The organism is Pseudomonas sp. GW101-3H06 (assembly GCF_059424605.1).
Map to the genome: position 1 here is coordinate 4,253,563 of NZ_JBWKZO010000001.1, position 25,831 is coordinate 4,279,393.

Genomic DNA, 25,831 nt, shown 5'->3' on the forward strand with positions numbered 1-25,831 from the left:
ATGAACTACACCAACCCAACCAAACTCCAGGCCGCCATCCTCGACTGGGCCGGCACCGTGGTCGATTTCGGTTCATTCGCGCCGACGCAGATTTTTGTCGAAGCCTTCGCCGAATTCGACGTCCAGGTTTCCATCGACGAAGCCCGTGGCCCGATGGGCATGGGCAAGTGGGACCACATCCGCACCCTGTGCGATCAACCGGAGGTCGCCGAGCGATATCGCAAAGTGTTCGGCCGCACGCCCACCGACGATGACGTCACCGCGATCTACCAGCGCTTCATGCCGCTGCAGATCGAGAAAATCGCCGAGCATTCGGCACTGATTCCAGGTGCCCTGGACACCATCGCCAACCTGCGCCGGCAAGGGATCAAAATCGGTTCCTGCTCCGGCTACCCCAAGCAGGTCATGGACAAAGTCGTCGAACTGGCCGCCACTAACGGTTACATCGCCGACCACGTGGTTGCCACCGACGAAGTCCCGAACGGCCGCCCATGGCCGGCCCAGGCCCTGGCCAACGTGATCGCCCTGGGCATCGACGATGTTGCCGCTTGCGTGAAAATCGACGACACCGTGCCGGGCATTCTCGAAGGTCGCCGCGCGGGCATGTGGACCGTGGCGCTGATCTGCTCGGGCAACGCGCTGGGCCTGGACTACCAGGGCTATCGTGCGCTGGGCAGCGACAAGCTGGACAGCGAGCGCAAACGCATCCACCGGATGTTCGAAGGTTCGCGGCCGCACTACATGATCGACACCATCACTGACCTGCCGCAAGTGATCGCTGACATCAACAAGCGCCTGGCCAACGGCGAAATGCCTCAGACCAACTGATTCACCACCCTACCTGTGGGAGCGAGCAGGCTCGCTTCCACAAAGTCGTTTTTTCTGTCAGTTCCCTGAACCAGAGCACCCAGCGACCAATAGTCACAGGCAAATGCGTTGAAACAGGATTACAGTTGAGGCACATCGTCGACCAAGAACGGTGGCTTGACTTGACCTGTGAGGAACGCCGTATGCCGTGGAAGAACTCCGCTTCGCGCTACAGCACCGTATCGATCGCACTGCATTGGTTGATGCTCATTCTGCTGGCGCTGGTTTATGCCTGTATCGAATTTCGCGGCCTCTTTCCCAAGGGCAGTGGCGGACGAACGCTGATCGTCGAGTCGCACTTCATGCTCGGCCTGACCGTGTTCGTGTTGGTCTGGATACGGTTGATTGCTCGCAGCCTTGGTCCGGCACCGCAAATCTTCCCGGCTTCGCCGCCCTGGCAGATAGCGCTCGCCAAGCTGATGCACTGGGCGCTGTACCTTTTCATGATCGCCATGCCGATACTTGGCTGGCTGACCACCAGCGCCAAAGGCAATCAAGTCATGTTCTATGGCCTTGATCTGCCACTGCTGATCGCCGAGAACAAGGAACTGGCCAAAGAGCTCCAAGACTGGCATGAGCTCGGCGGCACGATCGGTTACTGGCTGATCGGGCTGCATGCCGCGGCCGGGCTTTATCATCATTATGTGGTGGGCGATAACACCTTGTTGCGGATGATGCCCAAAGGGGTCAACCGAAATACCTGAAAAATGGAGTTCCTGTGGAACGAGCCTGCTCGCTCTCATAAGGGATTGTGCTGTCCTTCAGGTTTCCGGGCTGAATCCCCGTCGCCCCTGCAAGCCGCCGGTATGGATGAAGATCAGTCGCGTCCCATGAGCAAACTTCCCCGTCTCGACTTGCTGTTTGAGCGCCAGCAACGCCTTGCCGGTGTATAGCGGTTCGAAGGGAATACTGCTGGCCTGTTCGGTCTGCTCGATGAATTCGAGTAACAGCCGATCGACTTTGGCAAAGCCGCCACGACTGGCGTCGAGCAATTGATAATCCGGCGCCGTCACGCCCGCCTCTTCCACGATTTTTTCGACCCGCTCAGCAACGCCATGATCATCGGGTACCGCCAGTGCACCGTGAACCCTGTGCTTGCCCGCTTCGGCCAGGACAAGGCCGGCGAGCGTCGTGCCAGTCCCGCAGGCCAGCCACCAGCCGTCATAGTCATTCCACTCCAGGCTGTTCAGTTGTTCGCTGACCATCGTCTTGAGCTGCATGCAGCCCTTTGCCCCCTGCCAACCGCCGCCACCTTCCGGAACCGCAAACAGATCGGGATACTGCGCCTGCCACGGCGCCCAGAATCCCGCTTCGTGCCGTGCGCGATAGCCGCCATAACCCAACCAATGCAGCCGCATGCCGAACGCCTGCAAATCTTTGACAGTGGGCGTTTCCTGAGGATGCCCGCGCAACAGACCGACCGTGGAAAAACCAAACCGCTTGCCGGCAGCCGCCAGTGCATGAAGGTGATTGGAGTGAGCCCCTCCCAGGCTGATGATGCCTTCGGCGCCACACTGGTCGGCGGCCTTGAGATGTTCGATGAGCTTGAACCACTTGTTGCCGCTGATCAGTGGGTCGATCAGGTCCAGGCGCAGGATGGCGACTTCGATGCCGGCGGTTTCAAGCCAGTCCAGATGAAGGTGTTCGAGAGGGGCTTTGGGTAGCCAGTCGGAAGGAGAAAAAAACATCAGCGTCTGATTTAGCTCATAAAGAGCCTGCATTCTAGTCGCCCATAGGGCGCCTTCGCGAGCAGGCTCGCTCCCACACTGGATCTTGGTAGCACCGAAGATCAAATGTGGGAGCGAGCCTGCTCGCGAAAGCCATCGGCACGCTTGGTCTGCGAATTACAACTCAGCCGCCAGTCGCGACCCCTGATTGATCGCCCGCTTGGCATCCAGCTCCGCCGCGACGTCCGCGCCGCCGATCAGATGCACATTCTGCCCCGCTGCCACCAGGCCGTCCTGCAACTCACGCAGCGGGTCCTGCCCGGCGCAGATCACGATGTTGTCCACCGGCAGCACTTGCGGTTCACCGGTTTCACCAATGCGGATGTGCAGGCCGTCATCGTCGATCTTCAGGTATTCGACACTGTTGAGCATCTGCACCTGCTTGTTCTTCAGACCGGTGCGGTGAATCCAGCCGGTGGTCTTGCCCAGGCCATCACCGACCTTGGATTTCTTGCGTTGCAGCAGGAACACCTCGCGGGCCGGCGCATGGGGCGCTGCCTTGATCCCGGCGACACCACCGCGCGCTTCCAGATGCGTATCGATGCCCCACTCTTTCCAGAACGCTTCGCGGTTCAGGCTGGTGGCCTGACCCTGGTGAACCAGGAATTCCGAAACGTCGAAACCGATACCACCGGCGCCGATCACCGCAACACGCTTGCCCACCGGTTTGCGCTCAAGCAGCACGTCCAGGTAGCTCAGCACCTTGGCATTCTCCACGCCGGGAATCGCCGGTAGCCGCGGTGCAATGCCGGTGGCGAGGATGATCTCGTCGTAACCGCCCTCGACCAGCTTCGCCACATCCACGCGGGTGTTCAGGCACACCTCGACGTGGGTGGTTTGCAGTTTACGGCCGAAATATCGCAGGGTTTCATAGAACTCTTCCTTGCCCGGCACCCGTTTGGCGACGTTGAACTGACCGCCGATTTCGCTGGCCGAATCAAACAGCGTCACCTGATGACCACGCTCGGCAGCCACGGTCGCGGCGGACAAACCGGCAGGGCCCGCACCGACCACGGCGATTTTCTTGAGCTGTTGTACCGGCAGGTAGTTGAGTTCGGTTTCGTGGCAGGCACGCGGATTGACCAGGCAGCTGGTCAATTTGCCGCCAAAGGTGTGGTCCAGGCAGGCCTGGTTGCAACCGATGCAGGTATTGATTTCATCAGCGCGACCTTCTGCCGCCTTGTTGACGAAATCCGGGTCGGCGAGGAACGGCCGCGCCATGGAAACCATGTCGGCATCGCCTTCGGCGAGGATCTGCTCGGCGACTTCCGGGGTGTTGATACGGTTGGTGGTGATCAGCGGAATGTTCACTGAACCACGCAGCTTGGCCGTGACCTTGCTGAACGCTGCACGCGGAACCTTGGTGGCAATGGTCGGAATCCGAGCTTCGTGCCAGCCGATACCGGTGTTGATGATCGTCGCGCCGGCCTGCTCGATCGCCTTGGCCAACTGCACGATTTCTTCCCAGGTGCTGCCGCCTTCCACCAGGTCGAGCATCGACAGGCGGAAAATAATGATGAAGTTCGGGCCGACCGCTTCACGGACCCGGCGCACGATTTCCACCGGCAGGCGCATACGGTTTTCGTAGCTGCCGCCCCAGCGGTCAGTGCGGTGGTTGGTGTGGGCGGCAAGGAACTGGTTGATGAAGTAACCTTCCGAACCCATGATTTCGACGCCGTCGTACTCGGCCTGTTGCGCCAGGGTCGAGCAGGTGACGAAATCGCGAATCTGTTTCTCGATGCCTTCCTCGTCCAGCTCCTTTGGCTTGAACGGGTTGATCGGCGCCTGAATCGCACTTGGCGCGACCTGCTTCGGGCTATAGGCATAACGGCCGGCATGGAGGATCTGCATGCATATCTTGCCGCCCGCTTCGTGCACCGCACGAGTCACGATCTGATGCTTGAGCGCTTCTTCTTCGGTCGTCAGTTTGGCCGCACCCGAGTACACGCCACCCTCGTCGTTCGGACCGATACCGCCGGTGACCATCAGGCCGACACCACCACGGGCACGCTCGGCGAAATAGGCCGCCATGCGCTCGAAGCCACCGGGCTTTTCTTCAAGACCGGTGTGCATCGAACCCATCAGGGTGCGATTGCGCAACGTCGTAAAACCCAGGTCCAGCGGGGCCAACAGGTGCGGGTAATGAGCGGCGGTCATCGGTAACTCCACATCGAACGATCACGGGAATAATGTGGGCGCTCTTCGGCGCCCCTCTGTCATGGTTACAGACTATGAGCAGTCCAGTGGCCACTCAATGACCGTAACTGACAACTTAATGATCCAAATGCGCAGCAGCCCTTGGCAAGCGTCGGCATGGCTCATACCCCAGGCATCGAACCCCAGTGCCGTAGATACGCGGGATATTTTCCATCAGCGCGATAATGGCAACTCAGGCGGCCACTCTCTTTGCTGTCTCCGTAAGGGGTCACAGCATCTCCCCATTCGACGCGTGTTGCCAGAAGCGCCCTGGCAGGTCGTGATCCCCTCCCTGAGCATGTACCTGGAGGTGTAAACCTTACTCAGGACGGGACAACTTTAATAAAAAAAGGGAGAGCATCCATTGCCCTCCCTCCTGTTTCCACGCTCCCTGCGACAAGACTGATCAGGACCTCAAGTGGCGAGAATGAAGTCTGCGGCAGTGATGGTTGTTGCGTCGGCCACACCGACCAGGCGGATGGAATCAACTATTCCTGGGGAGCTGATCAAGGTATCCGCACCGACATCGGTGATGATGACGATGCCGGCAAAGGTTGCAGCCGTGACGCCGAACGACGAGATATCGAGCCGGTCCTGGCCTCCCACCGCGTCGGCATCAAAACCGATGATCTGATCAGTCCCGAAGCCCGCTGAGAACATGAAGATATCGTTGCCGCTACTGGCAACCATCATGTCGTTACCGGCACCTCCCGTGACCGTATTGTTGCCAGTACCGCCATCGATAACGTCATTGCCTGCTCCACCATTCAAGACATCCGCGCCATCACCGCCATCGAGGCCGTCATCGCCAGTGCCGCCGTTCAGGGTATCCGTGCCAATGCCACCCAGCAGTTGGTCGTTACCGGCGTCGCCATTGAGCGTGTCGTTACCGGCGTTGCCGGTAAGGGTGTCGTTGCCGCCGCCACCATTGAGGGTGTCATTACCTGCCCCGGCAGTGATGACGTTGTTCGACCCGTTGCCGTTGCCGACGAAGTTGCCGACTCCGGTGTAGGTCAGGTTCTCGACATTAGTGACCAGCGTATAGTTGGCCAGCGACGTCTGCACGGTATCCGTACCGCCACCCGTCACTTCGACCACCACGTCCGTGGCTACATCGACGACGTAGGTGTCGTTGCCGGCTCCCCCCACCAACCGGTCAGCACCCGCACCGCCATTAAGGACGTCGTTACCGACCCCGCCAGTGATGGTGTTGGCCAGCGCATTGCCGGTGCCGGTGAAATTACCAACACCGGTATAGGTCAGGTTCTCGACGTTGGCACCGAGCAGGTAGTTAGTCAGACTGGTTTGCACCAGATCGATACCACCACCGGCCGCCTCGGTGACGACGTCACCCACGTTGTCGACCACAAAGGTGTCGTTGCCGATACCGCCGTTCATGACATCCGCGCCGAGCCCACCGTTGAGGGTGTCGTTGCCGTCCTCGCCATTGAGGACGTCGTTGTCGTTTCCGCCGTTGAGAATGTCGTTGCCAGTGCCGCCAAACAACTGGTCAATACCGGCCAGACCATTGAGCGTATCGTTCCCGCCCAGGCCAAGCAGCACATCGTCACCCGCGCCGCCGGTGAGGATGTTCGCGAAATTGTTACCCTGCAGCAGCACGCCAACCGCTGCCGTCGCCGCCGAGGTCAACGTCTCCAGCGTGCCGAAGCCATCGGTGTAGCGCACGATCACCCGCAGTTGCAGATTGCCCTGCGCCGCACCAGGGGTGAAGGTCGCAGCGGTCGCGCCGTTGATGTTGGTGAAGGAAGCTCCGACACCTTGCTGCCATTGGTAGCTGAAGGTGCCCAGCCCATCCGCATCGGCAATCCCGGCAGTCAGCGCGGTCAGCACCTGCCCTTGGGCCGGTGTCGTATCGCTGATCAGCAAAGCACCTGTCGGTGCATCGTTGACGTTGGCCACGGGGTCCGAGGGATCGGACGCAACGCTCTCTGCCACACCGAAGTCATCCACGTAGCTCACCACCACTCGCACCTGGTCGCCGACCTGGTCCTGGCCAAGCGTGAACGTGCTTGCGGTGGCTCCGACGATGTTGACGAAGCTGACCCCGTTGGTCGCCTGCCACTGGTAAGTGAACTGCGGGTTGCTGAGGCCATCCAGGTCGATGATGCTCGATGGGTCAGCGGTCAACAGTTGGTTTTGCACCAAAAGCCCGGTGACGGTCGGCCCTGCGGTCGGTGCGCTGTTCGCCGACGAGTCGACGATCTCCAACGTACCCTTGGCATCCTGATACACCGCCCGAACGCGGATGTTCAGCCCCGCCACATCGTCCGTGACCCGGTAGGTGGTGCCGGTCGCCCGCGAAGCTTCGCCTGCGGCGACGACGGTGATGTCTTCATAGATGCCCGTGCCAGGAATATTTTCCACCTGCCAGTAGTAAGCCACCGCACCGGTCACCGCGCCGGTCGGATTGCCCCCAGTGATGTTGTCCGCATCGTGTACCGACCGACCGCTGACGCGCAGCAACTGGCCGGCCACAGGCGTATCGTCACGCAGACCGGTCGCATCATCGAGGATCGCCAGATGACCCGATGGCCCCTCGTTCACGGCGGTGCCAACACCGGACGACTGCGCCAGGTCAGAGAACTGCAGACGCTCGATGCCTGTCAGGCGATCAACACCATCACGCCCCGCCACCAGGTCGGTCACGATGACAGTATTGCCCTCGACAGAGACGATGTATTCCGTCGAATTACCGGAGAACACCGCGGTGTCGAAGCTGTCATTGCCGGTCAGAATCTCCCGTTTGATGATCAGCTGACCCGGATTGTACGTACCGTTCAGCATGAACGGCACCAGCGGCTCCATGCTGTCGAACGTGGCGATTTCCGGGCCAGTGCCGTCAGCATTCGCCCGTACGCTGATGCGTACGTTCAGCCACTTGTCACCATCGATGATGTCGTCGCCACCGCGACCTTCGATGAGGTCGCTGCCGCTGCCACCGAGGATGATGTTGCCGCCATCGAAGAACGTTGCTCCGGCCGGCAGCACATCCGCCAGGCCGTCGATCAGGCTGATGTTGGTCAGCACACTGCCGGTTGCACCCGCGCCAGGTAGCGATGCGGCATCTGCGCTGTCACCGCGCAGGAAGTCACCGTGCGATGAACCCGACAGACCTTCCATGATGTCGAAACGCACCAGCGCCGAGGCCCCCGAACCCGGTACCGGCGGCACATCGAAAAAGCGATCGCTGAAATCGATGCTCACGCCCTGGGCGAGCCCCTTGAAGGTCGCCCAGTCAAAGCCGGAGCCACCGATATAACGGTCACCAAAGCCGAGACTGCCGACCATGATGTCGTCGCCGCCTTCGCCGTTGAACTTATCGTTCTCGTTACCGCCGACGAACACATCGTGACCGATCACCGGGTCGTTGCCGAGCGGATCGAAGTTATCGCCAGGTGCGCCATCGGACGTGCCCTTCTCGATCCAGTCGTCGCCTTCGTTACCCATGTCCTGTTCGTTGGCCTTACTGCCCAGGATGAAATCGTTGCCCTGACCGCCAATGGCCTCGGAGGCGTCCTCACCGGTGACGATGAAGTCATTGCCGAAGCCGCCAATGATCAGGTTGACGCCGTTGCCTCCGTGCAACACATCGTTGCCGTCGCCACCCTGGATGTTATCGTCTCCGCCCATATCGCTGATGATGTCGTCACCGGCGCCACCGCGCAGTTGGTCGTTGCCGTCGCCACCTTCGATGCGGTCGTTGCCACCGTCACCCCAGACTGTGTCATCGCCTTCACTCGCGATGAGAATGTCTGCACTGTTGGTACCGCCCAGCACGATATGTTCTTCACCGGTGTACTTGATGTAGTTGGTGTCCGGCCCGGCAGTCAGCGGGTTGTCGCGGAACACGACCTGATGGCCGTCATCGTCGAGCGGATCGGCATTGCCCAGGCCATCGTTGTACTGCTTGGACTGGTCTCTCTCCAGATAGAAGCCCGGGTCCGAGAACACCAGGCCCGGCAAGTGCGTGGCAGAGGTGTTGGCCATGATCAGCTTGGCGAACGAGTTGCTTTCCAGCTCGGCATTCATCGACAGGCCAGAGGTACGCTCCAGGTAGTAGAAACGGTCGCCGTCCTGCAGTTTCTCCATCTGGTTCTCGAACACGAAGTTGAAGGTCGAGCCGAGCATGCCACCAAACGGTGTTTTCTCTTCGGCCAGGCCGCCGATCCATAGATCGATGGCGTCGACACCCGTGATCGTCACCCCCTTCAGATCGTCGGCAGTCCCCAGCACCCCATCCTTGCCGGCCCGCGTTTCGTTGGCCCAGTCACCGGTGCCATTGAGGAACGCCAGGCGATCGGATGGCTCATTAACCCCCCCATCGCCAAAGACCAGCAACATCGCCGCGGCGCGCTTGGCTTCCATCGTGGTCGCCCCCGTGATCGTGCCATGGGTGCCGTAGGCCGCGATGAAGTTGATCAACGACTCCGGATGCTTGAGGTGCTGCAGCAGGTCGACCCAGCTGGTGTACGGCTTGAGTTGGGTATCACCGGTCTGGCTGTAGATGTCGCGGCGAATCGCGTTGAGCGAGGGAATCCCCACGTCGCGGCCACGGGCGATGTTGATCGCCGGCAGGTCGAGCGGCAGGCCCAGCAGGTTGTTGCGCAGCGCCTCGGTGACGAACTCGTCGATTTCGTTACCGGCTTGCCGAGTCACCCCACGCACGATCGCACTGGTTGCATCCTCTGGTGTCACGCCACTGGCGGCATAGGCCAACGGGTTGAGGAACGCCGCGATCAAGCCCAGTTGCTGATCGGGATCAGCGCTGTTCGGATCGCCAATCACGTCAAAATTGACGTCGTAGCGATCGACGGTCTCGGTCAGCATCGAGTGGCCAAACCGGTACACGGTGTGGGCAAACTCGGCGACGATCGAGGCATCGAGGTCGACGTCATAGACCTGGGTCGGTGCGAAGAACAGGTCAACACGGGGCTGGATGGTGCGCGCAAATTCCTCGAACACCAGGTGCTGATACTGCATCTCGGTGCCGAACTTGGCCGCCTGGAACAAGCGCTCGCCGTTCCACACCAGCGCATCGATCTCGGCCTGGTTGGCGGGCAAGGCAGCCACCGGGGTGAGCAGCCACTCGTTGAGGAAGGCCACGTCATTGGAATCGAGCACGGTGTCCTTGGTCTGCGCGACCAATCGGTTGTGCTCGGCGTGGAAGATCGCATGCACAGCAGTCAGGCCGATGTTCTCGTTGACCCGGCCATCGCCGGCGATGTAGTGAGCGTCAAGCAGTTCGTTGTCGTAGGTCAGGTTGTTGCCGCGTACGCCAACCTCCTGCGCATTGCCGACCTCGTCGCCATCGTCCGCCTGCAGGACCCCGCCGGCGATCACCGGCACAGCGTTGTGGGCGATGTCGTTGAGGAAGGCATGGCCGGTGCGTACCGCGTTCACGAGGCTTACCGGGTTGGTTGGATCGCCTTCGACCAGGGTCGTGACGTCGTCGGCGGTGCCGGCAAGGCCGTCCAGCCCGTTGTTGAGCCGAATGACAACCTGCGGGAAGCCGTGATCCCCCTTGATGAAGTTGCCATAGGCGTCCGTCGCCAGCAGCGGACCGCTGTCGATATCGGCGTCGGTGAGATCAATGCCCAGAACGTCACGTGCCTGCGCCTTGACCACCTTCCAGGTCGCCATGCCACCGATTTCGGTGTCGTCCAAGGTTCCGTACTTGCCGTCCAGCCCCAGGTCACGGTTAGTGATCAGGTTGCCGGTCGCTTTAGGGCCGTCATCCGTCATCACGTATCCGCGCAGGAACACCTGGTGCGAAGGGTGCGAGCTGTAGGTCTGGTTCTGGTCCACGAACGGCGTGGTGGTGTTGGTGTGTTCGTGGATGTCATCGGCCGTACCGAGAACGCCATCCGCCCCTGGCTGGTTGGTCGCGCGGGTCACCACCATGAAGTTGGTGTTGCCGCCCGGCACATACAGCGGATCGTCAGTTTGCAGCGGGATATAGATGGTGCCCGAACCGCCCTTGGTCACCAGGTCCAGGCCATGATCGAAGAACTGCCCGAAGAAGGTCATCCAGGCGTTGAACGGCGCGGACAACCCCGCATCCGCCGTGGTGTTCTCGAACAAGTACACATCGTGGTCGTCGCCCGTACCGAACTGACCATCCATGCCGGGGCTGGCGACTATGCGTACGCCATCCTTGAGCACGTCGTCGTTATTGCTGCCCACTACGCCAAAGTCGAGATGACCGTTCAACCCCGGGTCATAAGCCGTGGCATAGGCCGCCGGGTTGTTCGAGGTCTGGTCGACGATCAGGTTACTGATGGTGCGCGGCTGCGAGTCAAACACAGCGCCGCTGTTTTGTGCATACGATGATCCCGGGATGGCCGGCGAGCCGATGCCGAAGAAATCGGCAGCCACACCTTCCGCCGGATTGAACACCGGATCGGAAACGCGCGGGAAGGTGTTGTCGGCGGCACCGTACTCGGTGTGGTTGTTGCCGTTGAGGTTCAGCAGGTTGTTGTTCGATCCGTCGACCGTACGCAGGCCCAACGGCGCGCGGATATTCGGGATCAACGAGAGGATGTCCTGACCGGCCGCGTCCGCCTCGGCAATCTTGATCTGATTAAGGATGAAATTGAGGTCGGAGCGGACCATGTGCAGGCCCTCGCCACCCGCGGCTGCATCGACGACAGGTGCCTGCGCCACCGGCACAACCGGCGTGCCGGCATCCACCATGGCAGTCGGCTGCGAGAACACCACTTCCGTCGTGCCATGACCATCCTGGTAGATCGCCTTGACCCGCAACGACAATCCGGCGAGGTCGGGAAAGACCTTGAACGTGGTGCCGTTGGCACTCTGGAACGCCAGGTCGCCGGCAGGCAGCTCGATGATGTCTTCGAACACACCGCTGCCCGGATCCGCTTCGAATTGCCAGTAGTAGGACACCGAGCTGTTGTTGAGATTGCCCCCGATATTGTCGGCATCGGTCACCCCGGCCACGCTGACGGTCAGCATGTCGCCCACCGTAATCGCGCCGCCGTTGCCATCGGCGATGGTCGGTCTGCCGACCGGTTGGGCATTCCCTGGCGCCAGCGACAACTGTCCATCGGCGAACTGCAGGCGTTCGATATGCAGCAGGGTATCGGTGCCGTCGCGACCTGCTACGGTGTCCGCCACCGTCCAGACATCGTCCGCCACATTGGCCGTGCCACGGGTGTCACGGGTCACCACATACTCGGTCTGGTTCCCGGAGAAAATCGCGGTGTCGAAGGCGGCCCCGCCCGTCGAGGTACCGGGCAGGATTTCCCGCACGGCCTTGAGCTGACCCGGGTTATAGGTACCATCGACCATGAACGGGATCATATCGACCATGCTATCGAAACTGGCGATCTCCGGACCGGTATGATTGACGTCGTCGACGTCATAAACCGCGATCCTGACGTTGAGCCATTTGTCGCCGTCGATCAGGTCATCACCACCGCGGCCCTCGATCAAATCACTGCCATCGCCACCCAGGATGATGTTACCCGTGGCAAAGCCTGTGGTCGGCAAGCCGGCGTCGGTCAGAAACTGCTCCAGCCCGCGGATCAAAGCCACATTGGTCAGCGCACTGCCCGTAGTGCCACCGTGATCAACGATAGTGACCGCATCAACATTGTCGCCCTTGAGCACATCGCCGAATTTCGAACCGGACAAGCCTTCGACCTCGGCAAACCGGTCGAGGATAGAGGCCGGTGACGCGCCGACCGGATTGAATGGCCCATTGTTTTGGTTTGGCGCGTTACCGTGTGGCTGCGCCACCGCGGCCATGGTCAGGTCAACGGTCACGCCGATTTTGTCATTTTTATGGGTCACCCAGTCGAAACCGGACATACCGTCCATATTGTCCTGAGCATCGCTGCCGACAAAGATGTCATCGCCACCCTCGCCGATCATTTCGTCGAAGCCAGCCCCCCCTACAAAGATGTCGTTGCCGATCACATCATCAGTGGCCAGGGGCGCGGCGTTATCGCCAGGCGCACCGTCCTGGGTGCCACCCTCGATCCAATCATCACCTTCGTTGCCGGTTGGTGGCAGGTTGGTCTTGGCTCCGAGGATAAAATCGTCACCCTGTCCGCCAAAGGTGGTGCTGATATCTTCGGTGGTGACGATGAAGTCCTGGCCATCGCCTCCCAGAATCAGATTGCCCCCAGCAAGCATGCTACCGGCCACGATCACGTCGTTACCGGCGTTGCCTTCCAGACGGTTGTCGCCGAACGAGTCGGAGATGATGTCATCACCCGCGCCGCCCAGCACCGCATCGTTGCCGGCACCGCCTTCAAGGCGGTCGTTGCCGCCGTCGCCGTAAAGGGTGTCGTCGCCTTCACTGGAAATGATGATGTCATTGCCGGCGGTGCCGCCCAGCACGACATGGTCTTCACCGTTGTACTGCAGATAATTGTTGTCTGCACCCGCGGTCTCGGGGTTGTCGCGGATCACCAGCTTCACGATTTCCACGCCGTCGATCATGATGCCGCCCGTCGGGTCGGCTTTGCCGTCCGAGCCCAGGCCAGTGAACTGATTGGCCTGATTCACTTCGAGGGTGAACGTCGGCGTCAGGAAAACAGTGTTCGACAGGTGGGTGACATCGCTGTTGAGCATGATCAACTTGGCAAAGGAGTTGTTCTCCAACTCGGTGCCGAAGTTCAGGCCCGCGACGCGCGACAGATAGTAGAAGCGGTCGCCGTTCTGCAACGCCTCCATTTGGGTTTCAAACACAAAGTTGAAGGTAGAGCCAAGCATCCCGCCAAACGGCATCTTCTGCTCGGCGAGGCCGCCGACCCAGAAGTCGATGTCGTCCACACCGGTGGTGGTCACACCGTTGACCATGGCGTAGATGCCCGAACTGTTCAGGAAGTCCAGGCGATCCGCTTCAGTGGCAGTAAAGGTACGTTCATTGATTGTGTCGGCGTTGATTACCGCGCTGCCGCCAAAGACCAGGGCCGCGGCGATCGCACGCATTTCCACCAGCGTATCCACATCGGCCGCCGTCAACGCCCCGTGGGTGCCGAAGGCTGCGATGAAGTTGACCAGCGATTCAGGGTGCTTGAGGTTGTTGGCCAGGTCGGCCCAGCTGATGTACGGCTTGAGCTGACTGTCGCCCGTCGCCTCATAGAATTCACGTCGCGCCTCATTCAACGTGGGGATGCCCGTGTCGCGACCGCGCGCCAGGTTCAGGGCCGGCAAATCGAGCGGCAGCCCCAGCAGATTGTTGCGCAACGCTTCGGTGACGAACTCGTCGATCTCGTTACCCAGCTGACGGGTCACACCGCGAATGATCGCCCCTGCCGCTTCGTCCGCAGTCGCTCCGCTGCCGGCAAACGCAAGCGGGTTGAGGAAGGCCGCAATCAGCCCCATTTGCGAGTCCGGGTTGTTTGGGTCGGTGAGCAGCGGATTGAACTCGGGGTCAAAGCGATCGACAGTCTCGGTCAACATCGAGTGGCCGAAGCGGTACACCACGTGGGCGAACTCGGCGAGGATGGCGGGGTTGATCGACGTGTCATACCCATTGGGTGCGAGGAATTCATCGACCTGCGGCTGGATGGTCCGTGCGAATTCCTCGAACACCAGGTGCTGGTACTGCATCTCGGTGCCGAACTTGGCGGCCTGGAACAATCGCTCGCCGTCCCACACCAACGCTGCGATTTCGGCGAGGGTAGCCGGCATCGCGGCGACGTCGTCCACCAACCACTCATTAAGGAACGCCAGATCGCCTGCGGCCAATATGGTCTGCTTGGATTGCTGGACCAGTCGGTTGTGCTCGGAATGGAACACATGGTGCACGGCGGTCAGGCCGATGTTCTCGTTCACCCGGCCATCGCCGGCAATGTAGTGGGCATCGAGCAGCTCGTTGTCATAAGACAGGTTTTTGCCGCCGGCGCCAACGGGCTGCGCATTGCCGACATCGGTGTCGATATCCGCCTGCAGAACCCCACCGACCACGACCGGCGCGGCATTGTGGGCGATGTCGTCGAGGAAGGCATGCCCGGTGCTCACAGCGCTGGCCAGACTGATCGGCGCATCCCGATTGCCTTCGACCAGCTGGGTGACGTCATCAGCCGTACCGGCAATACCGTCGGCACCGTTACTGACGCGCATCACCACCTGCGGCATGCCGCTTGGGCCCCGAATGAAATTGCCATACGCATCAGTTGCCAGCAGCGGCACGCTGTGCACATCGGCGTCGGTGAGATTGATGCCGAGAATGTCACGGGCCTGGGCTTTCACCACGGCCCAGGTCGCCATGCCGCCGCTCTCTGCGCTGCCATCGTCGGCTGTGCCGAACTTGCCATCAGCGCCGAGATCGCGGTTAGTAATCAAACGCCCCGTGGCAATCGGGTCGCCTGCCGCGTTGAGCATGTATTCACGCAGAAACACCTGATGCGACGGGTGCGAACTGTAGGTCTGGCTTTGGTCCACGAATGGCGAGGTGGTATTAGGCTGGCCATCATCTGACGTGCCGACGATGCCGTCCGCGCCGGCGGTACGCACGGCACGTGACAGCACCATGAAATTGGTCGGAGCGTTCGGCACGTACAACGGATCGTCGGGCTGTAGCGGTATGAAAACGATGTCCGTACTGCTCTTGCTCACCAGGTCCAGGCCGTGGTCGAAGAACTGACCGAAAAAGGTCATCCACGAGTTGAAGCCGGCGGTCAGGCCGACGTCCGGCGACTCGTTGGGGATGAAGAACACTTCCTTGTCGTCGTTCGTGCCGAACACGCCGTCCAGGCCGGGGCTGATCACCGGGTCGGCGCCGCCGTTCGCCGCAACCGCGGCCGGGTTGTTGGCGGTCTGGTCGTTGATCAGGTTACTGATAATCCGTGGCTGCGGGTCAACGACAGTCCCGGTCCCGGCATAGGCCGCTCTGTAGGAAGCGTCCAGCAGACGCAAGAAGGAATTGTCCGCGGCGCCAAATTCAGTTTGCCCGGCGACCAGGTTGTTATAGCTGCCATCGACAGTTCGCAGGCCGAATGGCACCTGGGTATTGGGTAGCAAATCACTGAGGCTGGTACCGGCCGCATGCGCTTCTGCGATGAAGATTTGCTTGAGGATGAATTCCAGGTCCGACTTGTTGAAATTGGCCATTTCGATTGCCCTCGATCTGTATGGGAAAGGCTCGGGACGAAAAAATCCTCCCGCGCCAAATCACGTGCTGGCTTGCGCAGTTCGTTGGTTCAGCGTCTGGCGAGAGCAGGCGTTGGGCAGGCAAAGCCGTCCCTTGCGCCGGTGAATGCGCGCCTGGAATTCGCTGGATGAAATGCTCGCTGAGCGATCAGGCAGAGCGATTCCAAGCCCTTGGTGGGTCATGGAATCTGGAAGTCGAAGCGAACTTCCGGAATAGCTCCGTCACTGTGAAAAAGAACGAAATGCTCGACATGCTGTGCTCCTTCAGGGGAGGCCGTGCCCTGCATTGCCAAAACGATGACAGGCTTCGGGCGGGCGTCCCCCAAACATGACTAAAGTTCCATAGCAACAGGCTGTCAATATTACGCCGCAAAAAAAATCGAAGATTGTTTGATCTGCCAACTATCTGTTCTTAAACGATATATAGACATTTCAAATCATTGGTAGAGCGAAATGTTATTTCAAACTGTATCGCTAGAGAAACAAACGCCACCTACGCTGCTGCATTGAAAGCATTTTTTTTTGAACTTTTTTCAGAGCGCTATAGCTTGTGTCGACGAGCTTCCTGCGCAACCACATCTAGGGTTCGGCACGACACTTGCTTCGCCAGTTGTGCCTCAAGGGAAACCGCATTTCGGAGAGGGACTATCAACATGCAAAAGCAGTCGAACATCCGCTCCGAACTGGCCACCGCGATTTTTCGCCTGCGCCGTAGTTTTTACTCGTTGGCTGGCTTCAGCGGCGTCATAAACGTCATGATGTTGACGCCAGCGGTGTACATGCTCCAGGTCTATGATCGGGCGCTGGTCAGCCGCAACGTCACGACTTTGACGATGCTGACGTTGCTGGTGATCGGCCTGTTCCTGCTGATGTCCACGCTGGAACTGGTCCGCACCCGCGTACTGATCCGGGTCGGCAACTGCCTCGACATGGACCTCAACCGACGCGTTTTCACCGCAGCATTCGAGCGCAACCTGAACCGCGCCGGTGGCAATCCGGCCCAGGCCCTGCAAGATCTCGCGCAAGTTCGACAGTTCATCACCGGCAATGCCCTGTTCGCTTTCTTCGACGCACCATGGACCCCGATCTACCTGCTGGTTGCCTATCTGATCCACCCGTTGCTCGGACTGGTCACCCTGATCGGATCACTGATTCTGGTAGGTCTGGCTTATCTCACCGAAAAGGCGACGCAGAAGCCGCTGGCCGAAGCCAATCAGGCTGCCCTCTCGTCCGCCTGCTACGCCAACAACAACCTGCGCAACGCCGAAGTCATCGAGGCCATGGGCATGCTGCCGTCGATTGGCAAACGCTGGTACCAAAGCCACCTGCGCATCCTCGAAATGCAGACCCTGGCTTCCGACCGGGCGGCCCTGATCAGCAGCATCGGGCGCTTCGTGCGTATCACTTTGCAGTCGCTGATCCTCGGCGCCGGCGCACTGTTGGCCATCGAAGGCAAAATCACCCCCGGGATGATGATTGCTTGCTCGATCCTCACCGGCCGCGCGCTGGCCCCGGTGGAACAGGTCATCGCGTCATGGAAGCAACTGCTCGGATGCCGTTCGGCCTGGGCCCGGCTCAACGAGATGCTGGAAGACTATCCACGCCGGCCACCGAGCATGTCGCTGCAGCGTCCGCTGGGCATGCTGACGGTGGAGAATGTATATGCCGGCTCCCCCGGCGCCAGCAACACGATTCTGCGCGGGGTGAGCTTCAACCTTTCCCCCGGCGAAAGCCTTGGCATCATCGGTCCATCCGCGTCGGGCAAATCCACCCTCGCCCGCCTGCTGGTCGGCGTCTGGCCGGCACAGGCCGGCAAGGTACGCCTGGACGGCGCGGATATATTCACCTGGAACAAGGGCGAACTTGGCCCTTGGCTCGGTTACCTGCCACAGGACGTGGAGCTGTTCGAAGGCACCATCGCCGAGAACATTGCGCGCTTTGGCGAAGTGGACAGCGACGCGGTCATCCAGGCCGCCAGAACCACCGGCGTGCACGAGATGATCCTGCGATTTGCGCAGGGCTATGAGACCCGACTGGGCACCGATGGCAGCCCGCTTTCGGGCGGCCAGAAACAACGCATCGCCCTGGCCCGCGCGCTGTATGGAGAGCCCAATTTAATTGTGCTGGATGAGCCGAACGCTAACCTCGACGACGTCGGCGAAAAGGCCCTGGTCGATGCACTGGCTCAACTCAAGGGGCGCGGCGCCACTGTCATTCTGATTTCCCACCGTCCAAACGTGCTTTGCGCCGTCGATAAAGTGCTGATGCTACGCGACGGCGGCGTGCAGATGCTTGGCACACGGGACGAAGTATTCGCAGCGCTGCGTAAGGCCAGTGTGATGCCTGCAGGCGCGTCGACTCCGCTGGCCGCCGTTAAAGCACGGGAGTGACCCGATCATGCAAATGAGCCAACACACGGACATGATTCACGCCGACCCCAGAAACGAAGTGGATCTGGACGTCGGTAAACCCCTGCGCCGGGGGATATGGCTGGTGCTCGCCGGTTTCGGCGGCTTCCTCCTGTGGTCCTGGCTGGCACCCCTGGATGCCGGCGTGGTAGCGACCGGCACGGTAAAAGTCACCACCAATCGCAAAGCCGTGCAACATCTGAGCGGCGGCACCGTGGAGGCCATTCTTGTTCGCGAAGGCGATGCAGTAAGAAAAGGCCAGGAACTGGTCCGACTCGACTCGTTGCGGGCCATTGCCGAACAGGGTGCCGTCAGCGCCCAGTACATCGTCACCAAGACCGTGGAAAACCGCCTGGAAGCCGAACGTGACGGTCGGGATGTGGTGACCTACGACCCCGAACTGCTCAAGCGTTTCGGCAATGACCACCGCCTGGTGGCCGCGATGAATCTGCAACAACGTTTGCTCGATACCCGGCGCGCTGGCCTCGCTGGCGAAATCAGCATCCTGCAGGAGAACCTCGCGGCCTCGGCGGTGCAGCTCAAGGGCTTGCAGCAGGTCTACGGCGCCCGCGCCTCGCAGATCAACTTCCTCAACCAGGAACTACAAGGCACCCGCGTACTGGCGGCCGAAGGCTATGTGCCGCGCAACCGTCTGCTTGAGCTGGAACGCAGCAACGCCGACCTCTCCGCAGGCCAGGCGGAAAACCTCAATAACATCGCTCGCATACGTAGCCAGACCACTGAAATCAAGCTGCGCATCTTGCAGCGCCAACACGATTACCAGAAAGAAGTCGAATCGCAGCTCACCGACACCGCCAAGGAAAACACCACCCTGGCCGACCGCTTGCGTGCACTGGACTATGAAGTGACCCACACGGTGATTCGCTCGCCCATCGATGGCATCGTCCAGTCCCTGAGCATCGCCACCATCGGCGGGATCATTCAGCCGGGCTTCAAGATCATGGAAATCGTTCCGGACAACGAACCGCTGCAAGTCGACGCGATGATTCCCGTACAGGCCATCGACAAGATGGTCCCGGGACTGGACGTGGACATCGCCTTCCCGGCCTTCAACCATGCCCAGACGCCCAACATTCCCGGCCGCGTAAAGACCGTCTCCGCCGACCGCCTGCTCGACGAGGAAAGCAAGCAACCGTTCTATCTGGCTCAGGTAGAGGTCACGCCCGATGGCATGAGCCTGCTTGGCAGCAACCACATTCGTCCGGGCATGCCCGCCAGCGTGACCATCAAGACTGGCGAGCGAAACTTGATGAGCTATCTTCTCAAACCGATGCTCGAACGTGTCGACAGCGCCTTCAAGGAACAATGAAATGGACCGTCATTGCCTGGTTTTCTGCCTTCTCGGGCTGTCCCTCCCGGTCAGCGCCATGGACCTCAAACAAGCCTGGGATCTGCTTCAGTACCAAGGCCCTGTCTACCGGGCCGCCGTGCATGAAAAAGAGGCCGGTCTGCAAAACCGCGCCATCGGCCAAGCCGGCCTGTTACCGCAGATCAGCGCCTCGGCCTACGACAACAAGGTCAATGGCACCCAGCGCCAGAGCGGTATCGAACGGGATCTGGACTACGACTCCAAGGGCGCTAACGTGCGACTGCGCCAACCGTTGTTCAACAAACAGAAAATGGCCGAGTACCGTCAGGGTCAGCAACGTGCCGACTACAGCGTCGCGGTGTTCGATGCCAAGAGCCAGGACGCCGCCGTGCGCCTGGCCGAAAGCTATTTCGACGTGCTCCTGGCCAGCGAAACCATCGCACTCGCCAAGGCCAAGTTGAGCGCCTTCGATGAACAACTCGCCTCTGCGAAACGGCGTATGGAGCTGGGGGCCGGCACCATCACTGACATCGACGAGTCGATCGCTCGCCGCGACCTGGCTGAAGCCGAGCTGATCGAAGCGCAGGACAACCTGATCAATGCGCGTCGCAAGCTGGAGGAGTTCATCGGAGAAACCCCTGAATCGCTGACCACCTTGCGTCCGGGCTTCGATACACCCCCGCTGCTACCGAGCAACCTGCAAGACTGGCTGATCAAGGCCCAGACCGATAGCCCGCTGATCCATGCGCGCCGTCATAGCAGTAACCTTGCTGAAGAAGAGGTGAAGCGCGCCAGGGCTGGCCACTGGCCGACATTGGATTTCGTGGCTGGCTACACCGCAGGCGATAGCCAATCAATCTCCGAACTCAATCAACGCAACCGCTATAGCTCAATCGGGCTGGAAGTCAATTTCCCGCTGTACAACGGTGGCGGCACCACCGCGCTGACACGCCAGGCCAGCGCGAATAGTTTCAAGGCCCTGGATGAACTCGACGCCACGCGCCAGGAAGTCATCTCCGGAACCACTCGCGAGTTTGCCGGTATACACAGCGGCGCCAAACGCATTCATGCGCTGGAGCGGGCCGTGGAATCCAACGAGCGCTCACTGATTTCAACACGCAAGGGCTTCAAGGAAGGCGGCACCAGTACCAACTCGGACGTCCTTAACGCCGAAGAGCTGCTGTACGTAGCGCGTCACGATCTGTTCGAAGCCAAGTTGCGCTACTTGATGTCGCGTCTGCGCCTGGCCTCTTCGGTGGGCAGTCTGGGCGACGACGATATCGACCACATCAACAACTACCTTGGCCCGGAACTGCTGGTCACCAACTAACGCTCATCTGTCAGCCGGTCCCGGCCATTGATGGCGACCGGCCGTCCCTACTGGCAATTCTGGTATTTGCCCAACCCTCTTGGTCCCCCTGAATCGCATACAACGCCTTGCCAATGAGTGATCAGCCGTCGTGGATGCTGACCATCTTGGATCCAAAAGCTGTCAAAAACGTGATAATTACCATTTACAAAACTGGGGAATTTCACCCATTAAATTGGGGGTTTTCACCAAACATGAGGAATATCACCCACCTTTAAATTCTGTCACTTGCAGCATTCACAGTGACGATCAATAGAATTGAACTTTCTCTTTTCCCTGCTGTAGTGGCTCATTTGTTGCTCCACCCATCGTACCCGCACCGGCGGTCGTCCCGAACATGGAGACGGCGGGGCATCACGCGAGGGGTGAAAAATGAAACGCCCGACACCATCCTGCAATTCCATCGACTTGCTGCGCAGGTCAAGCCTGCCCTGCGCGATGCTCCTTACCCTGAACGCCGCCAATGCCGTGCCGCTCGACGATGTCAGCCAGCCACCACCGACGGACCCCTCGGCGTACTCCAACCCGCCCGCCGACCCGGCGGCGGCGCTGGAAGCCTTGAAAACCATGCCCGAGACTAACCAGGGAGCGCTGGCCCTACCCAACGGCGCATACGGGGACCGAAACACCCCGCGCGCTGACAACGTGCTACCGCCGAGCCTGCAAACCTCGTTCAAAATCCCCACCAATGGCAAACCCAGCCCATTGTTCGGGGCGCAACCCTTCACCCAGCAACTGCTGCTGTTGGAAGAGTTCGGCACGGAAAAGCTCGATCCGACCCTGCCCACGCCGCCACTGACCTTCCCCGTGCCTCTTGCCGGTCCAGCGCCACAGCAGGATCCGGACAATATCGCTCGCAGCGGACCGTCGACGTCGGCCCTGGAAGCCTTCATGCGCCAGCCCGGGCTCCACCCATACCCATCCCAATACTCCAACGTGCTGGATCGCAACCCCTGGAAATCGCAGGTTGAAGCCTTCCTCAACCGCCATCCGGTAGGTTCGCCGGCCGAAGGTCGTCCACCAGGAAAAGGCTGGTCTCATCAGCGCTGGAACGAGTTTTACCCGCAGGTCGCATTCAAAACCGTGCAAGCGGGCGCCAGAATCAACGGCGGCATGCGCGACCGCCGACAATTGCACAACTACGCCGTTGGTGAGTTCGGGCCTGGCGGGCTCTACTACCAGACCTCGGACAACCCGACCATCAACGGCACGACCAAAGGCATCGACACCCGCTTTCACCCCAACATGCCGATCCAGAACCACAAAGCGCTATGGACCTTTGACGGTACGTTCCCGGTAAAACTGCTGATGGCGCGTCACGGCCAGCCGGTGTTGATGCGTCACTACAACGCCCTGCCCATCGATCCGGGGGCGAACATGGGTTTCGGCCTGCACACGCTCAGCACCCACGAACACAACGGCCACTCCCCCGCCGAAAGCGACGGCTACACCAACGCTTTTTTCTTTCCGGGGCAGTACTACGACTATCGCTGGCCGCTACAACTGGCCGGCTACGACACCATCAATACCAAGGCCGAAGACCCACGCGCGGCGTTCCCCTGCACCCCGGGAGAAACCCTGTTCGTCAACGATGCCACCCCGGGCCTGAAGACCTGCAACAACGGCACGATCAAAATCCGCGGCGACTGGCGCGAAACCATGAGCACCCATTGGTTCCACGACCACATGCTCGATTTCACCGCGCAGAACGTCTACAAGGGCAACGCGGTGATGATGAACTATTACAGCGCGCTGGATCGCGGCAACGAAGCGATCGAGGACGGCGTCAACCTGCGCCTGCCCAGCGGTTCGGCAATGCCCTGGGGCAACCGCGACTATGACGTCAACCTGATGGTCGCCGACAAGGCCTGGGATAAGAACGGTCAACTGTGGTTCAACCCGTTCAACACCGACGGCTTTCTTGGCGACCAGATCCTGGTCAACTGGCAGTACCAGCCGCGCCTGAAAGTGCGCGCGCGCAGCTACCGCTTCCGCATCCTCAACGGCTCGGTGTCGCGCTACTTCAGGATTGCCCTGGTACGTGAAATCGCCGGCAATGGCGGTGAGTTCCCTGGGCCGGCAGGTTCCGGCGTGTCTTTTGCCCGGGTGCCGTTCCACTTGATCGGCAACGACGGCAACATCATGGAACACGCTGTGCCGTTTGACGGCAGCATGGACCTGGATGCCGACGGCGACCTGCAGGATCACAATGCCATCCTCCCCGCCCAAGGCATCGCCGAGCGTTACGACATCATCGTCAACTTCGCGAAAAACGGGATCAAGACCGGCGACAAGCTGTACTTCGTCAACCTGATGGCGCATCAGACCGGCAAAGGTCCGGAGATGGACCCCCTCAGCCTGGCCGATGTGCTGTCCGGGAAGTACAAGGCAGTGCTTAAGCTGGGCAGCAAAGGGTTGGAATGGGACAACGGCGATCCGGTGGTGGGCAAATTCCTGCAATTGGTGGTGCAGCCGTACAGTGGCACGGACGTGAGCATGAATCCGGCCGACTACGAACCCGCCAAACCGGGCAAGGCCGAGGGTAAAACCATGATTCCACTGACCCTCAACCGTGACGATCCGCTGGTGCAGGCCAAACTCAAACTTGCGCGGCATCGCGAGTTCATTTTCGGCCGCTCCGACGGCACCGACCAGGAACCCTGGACCATCAAGACTGATGGGGGTTTTGGCTACCAGATGGACTCACGTCAAATCAGTGCCGCGCCGCAACTGGCCAACGGCCCAACCGATGGCGGCTACAGCGGCGACGGCACTCTGGAAGTGTGGAAAATCAAGAATGGAGGCAATGGCTGGACCCACCCGGTGCACGTGCATTTCGAAGAAGGCATCGTCCTCAACCGCGACGGCAAGGCGCCACCGGAATGGGAAAAAGGTGCGCGCAAGGACGTCTATCGCATTGGCGAAGGCATCGACAGTTCAGTGGACGTGGAAATCGCCATCCGCTTCCGCGAGTTCGCCGGGACGTACATGGAGCACTGCCATAACACCCAACATGAGGACACTTCGATGCTGCTGCGCTGGGACATCGAGAAACCCGGCCAATTCCAGCTGATGCCAGCCCCCCTGCCCGGCTGGGATGGCGTCACCTACGTGAACTCTGCGGCGCTGCCAACCTTCCGCACAGGCGAAGGCGAAAACAAAAAACCGGTCGCCAAACCCGACAGCGCTGTCAGCAGAGACGGCAAACCGTTGACGATCAACGTCCTGGCCAACGACACCGACCCTGACGGTAATGTGCCACTTAAAGTGGTGGGGCTGACGCAGCCGGGCTCCGGCAAGGGTAGCGTCAGCACCGACGGTGCACGCGTGATCTACACACCACCGCCCACAATCGCCGCATCGTTCACCGCCAGCTTCACTTATCAAGCCAGCGATACCAGGAACGCGGTGTCGACACCGGCAACGGTGACTGTCGCAGTCTCGGCACCGGTAACAAGGTGACGCCAAGCACAACAGTTACGGCAGCCCTACCCGGAAATTGCCGGCAGGGCTGCCTGAGATCGCACCCCCTATCATTTGAGACGGGAGACTTTTTTACCTGGTGGAAAATTTCCGCCAACCTATTGATTTGCCGTACCCTCCAAATCCATCCAAACTGAAAACCCATGCCTGCACACGGCCGTTGACTGTTTCCCCATGCGCAAACTTCTGTACCTGATTTTCTCCATGGCGTTGATCGCCGCCCTCACGACCTACGCCATGTGGGCCGCGGATCGCCCGGCAGGCCATTACCTCTCGGACCTTCGGATCGATCTGGCGGTCGATCAAGGCACTCCCGCCGACCGCGGCAACTTGTTGGGCATCCAGCCCGAGCTGTTCCCCACCGATTATCAAAGCCCCGAGCGCCTGCACCGCAAACTCGCGGCCTACCTGCACAAAGCCCGGGAACAAGGCCTGCTCAACGAGAAAACCATCGTGGTACTGCCCGAACACGTCGGCACCTGGCTGATGGTCAGTGGTGAAAAGGATGAGTTGTACCAGGCCACCACGCTGAAGGAAGCCATGAACTGGCTGGCCGTGAGCAATCCTTTGAAGTTTGTCCGGGCGTTGATCAGTGCCGAGGGCGGCAGTCGCCTGGATGACGCCCACTTACGCATGAAAGCCAAAGGCATGGCCAAGGAGTATCAGGCTCTGTTCGGCGGCCTGGCGAAAGAGTTTCAGGTCACGCTGGTGGCGGGCTCCATCGTGCTGCCCGAACCCAGCATCATCGACGGCACCCTGAAAGTCGGGCGCGGCGCACTGTTCAACAGCAGCGTTGTGTTCGGCCGTGACGGCGTGCCGATCGGCCAGCCACAGCGGCAGATGCACCCGGTTTTTGAACAGCAGGATGCGATCAAGGCCAATGGCGAGCCCCCCCTCAACGTCGTCGATACACCGGCCGGCCGCCTGGGCGTGCTGATCGGCGGCGACAGCTGGTACCCGGACAACTATCGCAAGCTCGACGATCAGCAGGCACGGATTGTCGCGGTCCCGGCGTTTATTGCCGGTCGTGGCACCTGGGACAAGCCGTGGCGCGGCTACAAGGGCTCGTCGACACCCGATTCCGTCAATCTCAAGGCCGGGGAGATCAGCGAAGGTCAGGCCTGGCATCGCCTGACCCTGACCGCTCAGCCACCGTCCAGCCAGGCGATCGCCGGCATGAGCGTGTTCTTGCGTGGACAGTTCTGGGATCAGGCCAGCGCCGGTCAAAGTTTTCTCAGCAGCAACGGTCAGCATTTCGCCGACGGCAACGCCCGTGGCGCTCGCCTGCTGAACCTGTGGTTGTAAG

Annotated in this window: 10 protein-coding genes; 7 read left to right on the top strand and 3 right to left on the bottom strand. The window is 60.5% G+C overall.

What is annotated here, in order from left to right; genetic code table 11:
• Both phnX and AC07ZE_RS19465 read left to right on the top strand, forming a co-directional pair.
• On the top strand, positions 1-828 hold the full coding sequence (phnX, locus tag AC07ZE_RS19460; protein ID WP_207266252.1) for a phosphonoacetaldehyde hydrolase: 828 nt from the start codon (positions 1-3) through the stop codon (positions 826-828).
• A 182-nt stretch (positions 829-1,010) separates the two neighbouring features.
• Positions 1,011-1,571: a cytochrome b gene (locus AC07ZE_RS19465; protein WP_207266253.1), complete on the top strand. Its 561-nt coding sequence runs from the start codon at positions 1,011-1,013 to the stop codon at positions 1,569-1,571.
• A 57-nt stretch (positions 1,572-1,628) separates the two neighbouring features.
• Here AC07ZE_RS19465 and AC07ZE_RS19470 read toward each other — a convergent pair whose 3' ends face one another.
• The 3 genes from AC07ZE_RS19470 to AC07ZE_RS19480 form a co-directional block, all read right to left on the bottom strand.
• Positions 1,629-2,555 carry a 1-aminocyclopropane-1-carboxylate deaminase/D-cysteine desulfhydrase gene (locus tag AC07ZE_RS19470; RefSeq protein WP_207266254.1) on the bottom strand — a complete coding sequence of 309 codons (927 nt, stop codon included), beginning with the start codon at positions 2,553-2,555 and terminating at the stop codon, positions 1,629-1,631.
• A 156-nt stretch (positions 2,556-2,711) separates the two neighbouring features.
• On the bottom strand, positions 2,712-4,751 hold the full coding sequence (locus tag AC07ZE_RS19475) for an oxidoreductase (protein WP_095192784.1): 2,040 nt from the start codon (positions 4,749-4,751) through the stop codon (positions 2,712-2,714).
• Between the two features lie 453 nt (positions 4,752-5,204).
• Positions 5,205-15,896, bottom strand: coding sequence for a peroxidase family protein (locus tag AC07ZE_RS19480; protein WP_207266255.1), 10,692 nt, complete (start codon positions 15,894-15,896; stop codon positions 5,205-5,207).
• Positions 15,897-16,588: 692 nt separating this feature from the next.
• Here AC07ZE_RS19480 and AC07ZE_RS19485 point away from each other — a divergent pair.
• The 5 genes from AC07ZE_RS19485 (at position 16,589) to AC07ZE_RS19505 (ending at position 25,830) form a co-directional block, all read left to right on the top strand.
• The gene (locus AC07ZE_RS19485; protein ID WP_207266256.1) at positions 16,589-18,325 is read left to right on the top strand and encodes a type I secretion system permease/ATPase; all 1,737 of its coding nucleotides are present in this window, start codon (positions 16,589-16,591) and stop codon (positions 18,323-18,325) included.
• Between the two features lie 7 nt (positions 18,326-18,332).
• Entirely contained in the window at positions 18,333-19,673 is a 1,341-nt protein-coding gene (locus AC07ZE_RS19490; protein ID WP_207266257.1) for an HlyD family type I secretion periplasmic adaptor subunit, read from the top strand.
• A 1-nt stretch (position 19,674) separates the two neighbouring features.
• Complete coding sequence (locus AC07ZE_RS19495; RefSeq protein ID WP_207266258.1) at positions 19,675-21,003, top strand: TolC family outer membrane protein; 1,329 nt, start codon at positions 19,675-19,677, stop codon at positions 21,001-21,003.
• 477 nt (positions 21,004-21,480) lie between these two features.
• A complete protein-coding gene (locus tag AC07ZE_RS19500) occupies positions 21,481-24,504 on the top strand; it encodes an Ig-like domain-containing protein (RefSeq protein ID WP_259332043.1) in 3,024 nt (1,007 codons plus the stop codon).
• 195 nt (positions 24,505-24,699) lie between these two features.
• Positions 24,700-25,830, top strand: coding sequence for a carbon-nitrogen hydrolase family protein (locus tag AC07ZE_RS19505; RefSeq protein ID WP_207266259.1), 1,131 nt, complete (start codon positions 24,700-24,702; stop codon positions 25,828-25,830).
• Position 25,831 lies beyond the last annotated feature (1 nt).

Coding starts and splice junctions, on each gene's coding strand:
- AC07ZE_RS19470 (WP_207266254.1), bottom strand. CDS start 2,555: ATGTTTTTTTCTCCTTCCGACTGGCTACCCAAAGCCCCTCTCGAACAC.
- AC07ZE_RS19475 (WP_095192784.1), bottom strand. CDS start 4,751: ATGACCGCCGCTCATTACCCGCACCTGTTGGCCCCGCTGGACCTGGGT.
- AC07ZE_RS19480 (WP_207266255.1), bottom strand. CDS start 15,896: ATGGCCAATTTCAACAAGTCGGACCTGGAATTCATCCTCAAGCAAATC.
- AC07ZE_RS19500 (WP_259332043.1), top strand. CDS start 21,481: ATGCTCCTTACCCTGAACGCCGCCAATGCCGTGCCGCTCGACGATGTC.
- phnX (WP_207266252.1), top strand. CDS start 1: ATGAACTACACCAACCCAACCAAACTCCAGGCCGCCATCCTCGACTGG.
- AC07ZE_RS19495 (WP_207266258.1), top strand. CDS start 19,675: ATGGACCGTCATTGCCTGGTTTTCTGCCTTCTCGGGCTGTCCCTCCCG.
- AC07ZE_RS19465 (WP_207266253.1), top strand. CDS start 1,011: ATGCCGTGGAAGAACTCCGCTTCGCGCTACAGCACCGTATCGATCGCA.
- AC07ZE_RS19505 (WP_207266259.1), top strand. CDS start 24,700: ATGCGCAAACTTCTGTACCTGATTTTCTCCATGGCGTTGATCGCCGCC.
- AC07ZE_RS19490 (WP_207266257.1), top strand. CDS start 18,333: ATGCAAATGAGCCAACACACGGACATGATTCACGCCGACCCCAGAAAC.
- AC07ZE_RS19485 (WP_207266256.1), top strand. CDS start 16,589: ATGCAAAAGCAGTCGAACATCCGCTCCGAACTGGCCACCGCGATTTTT.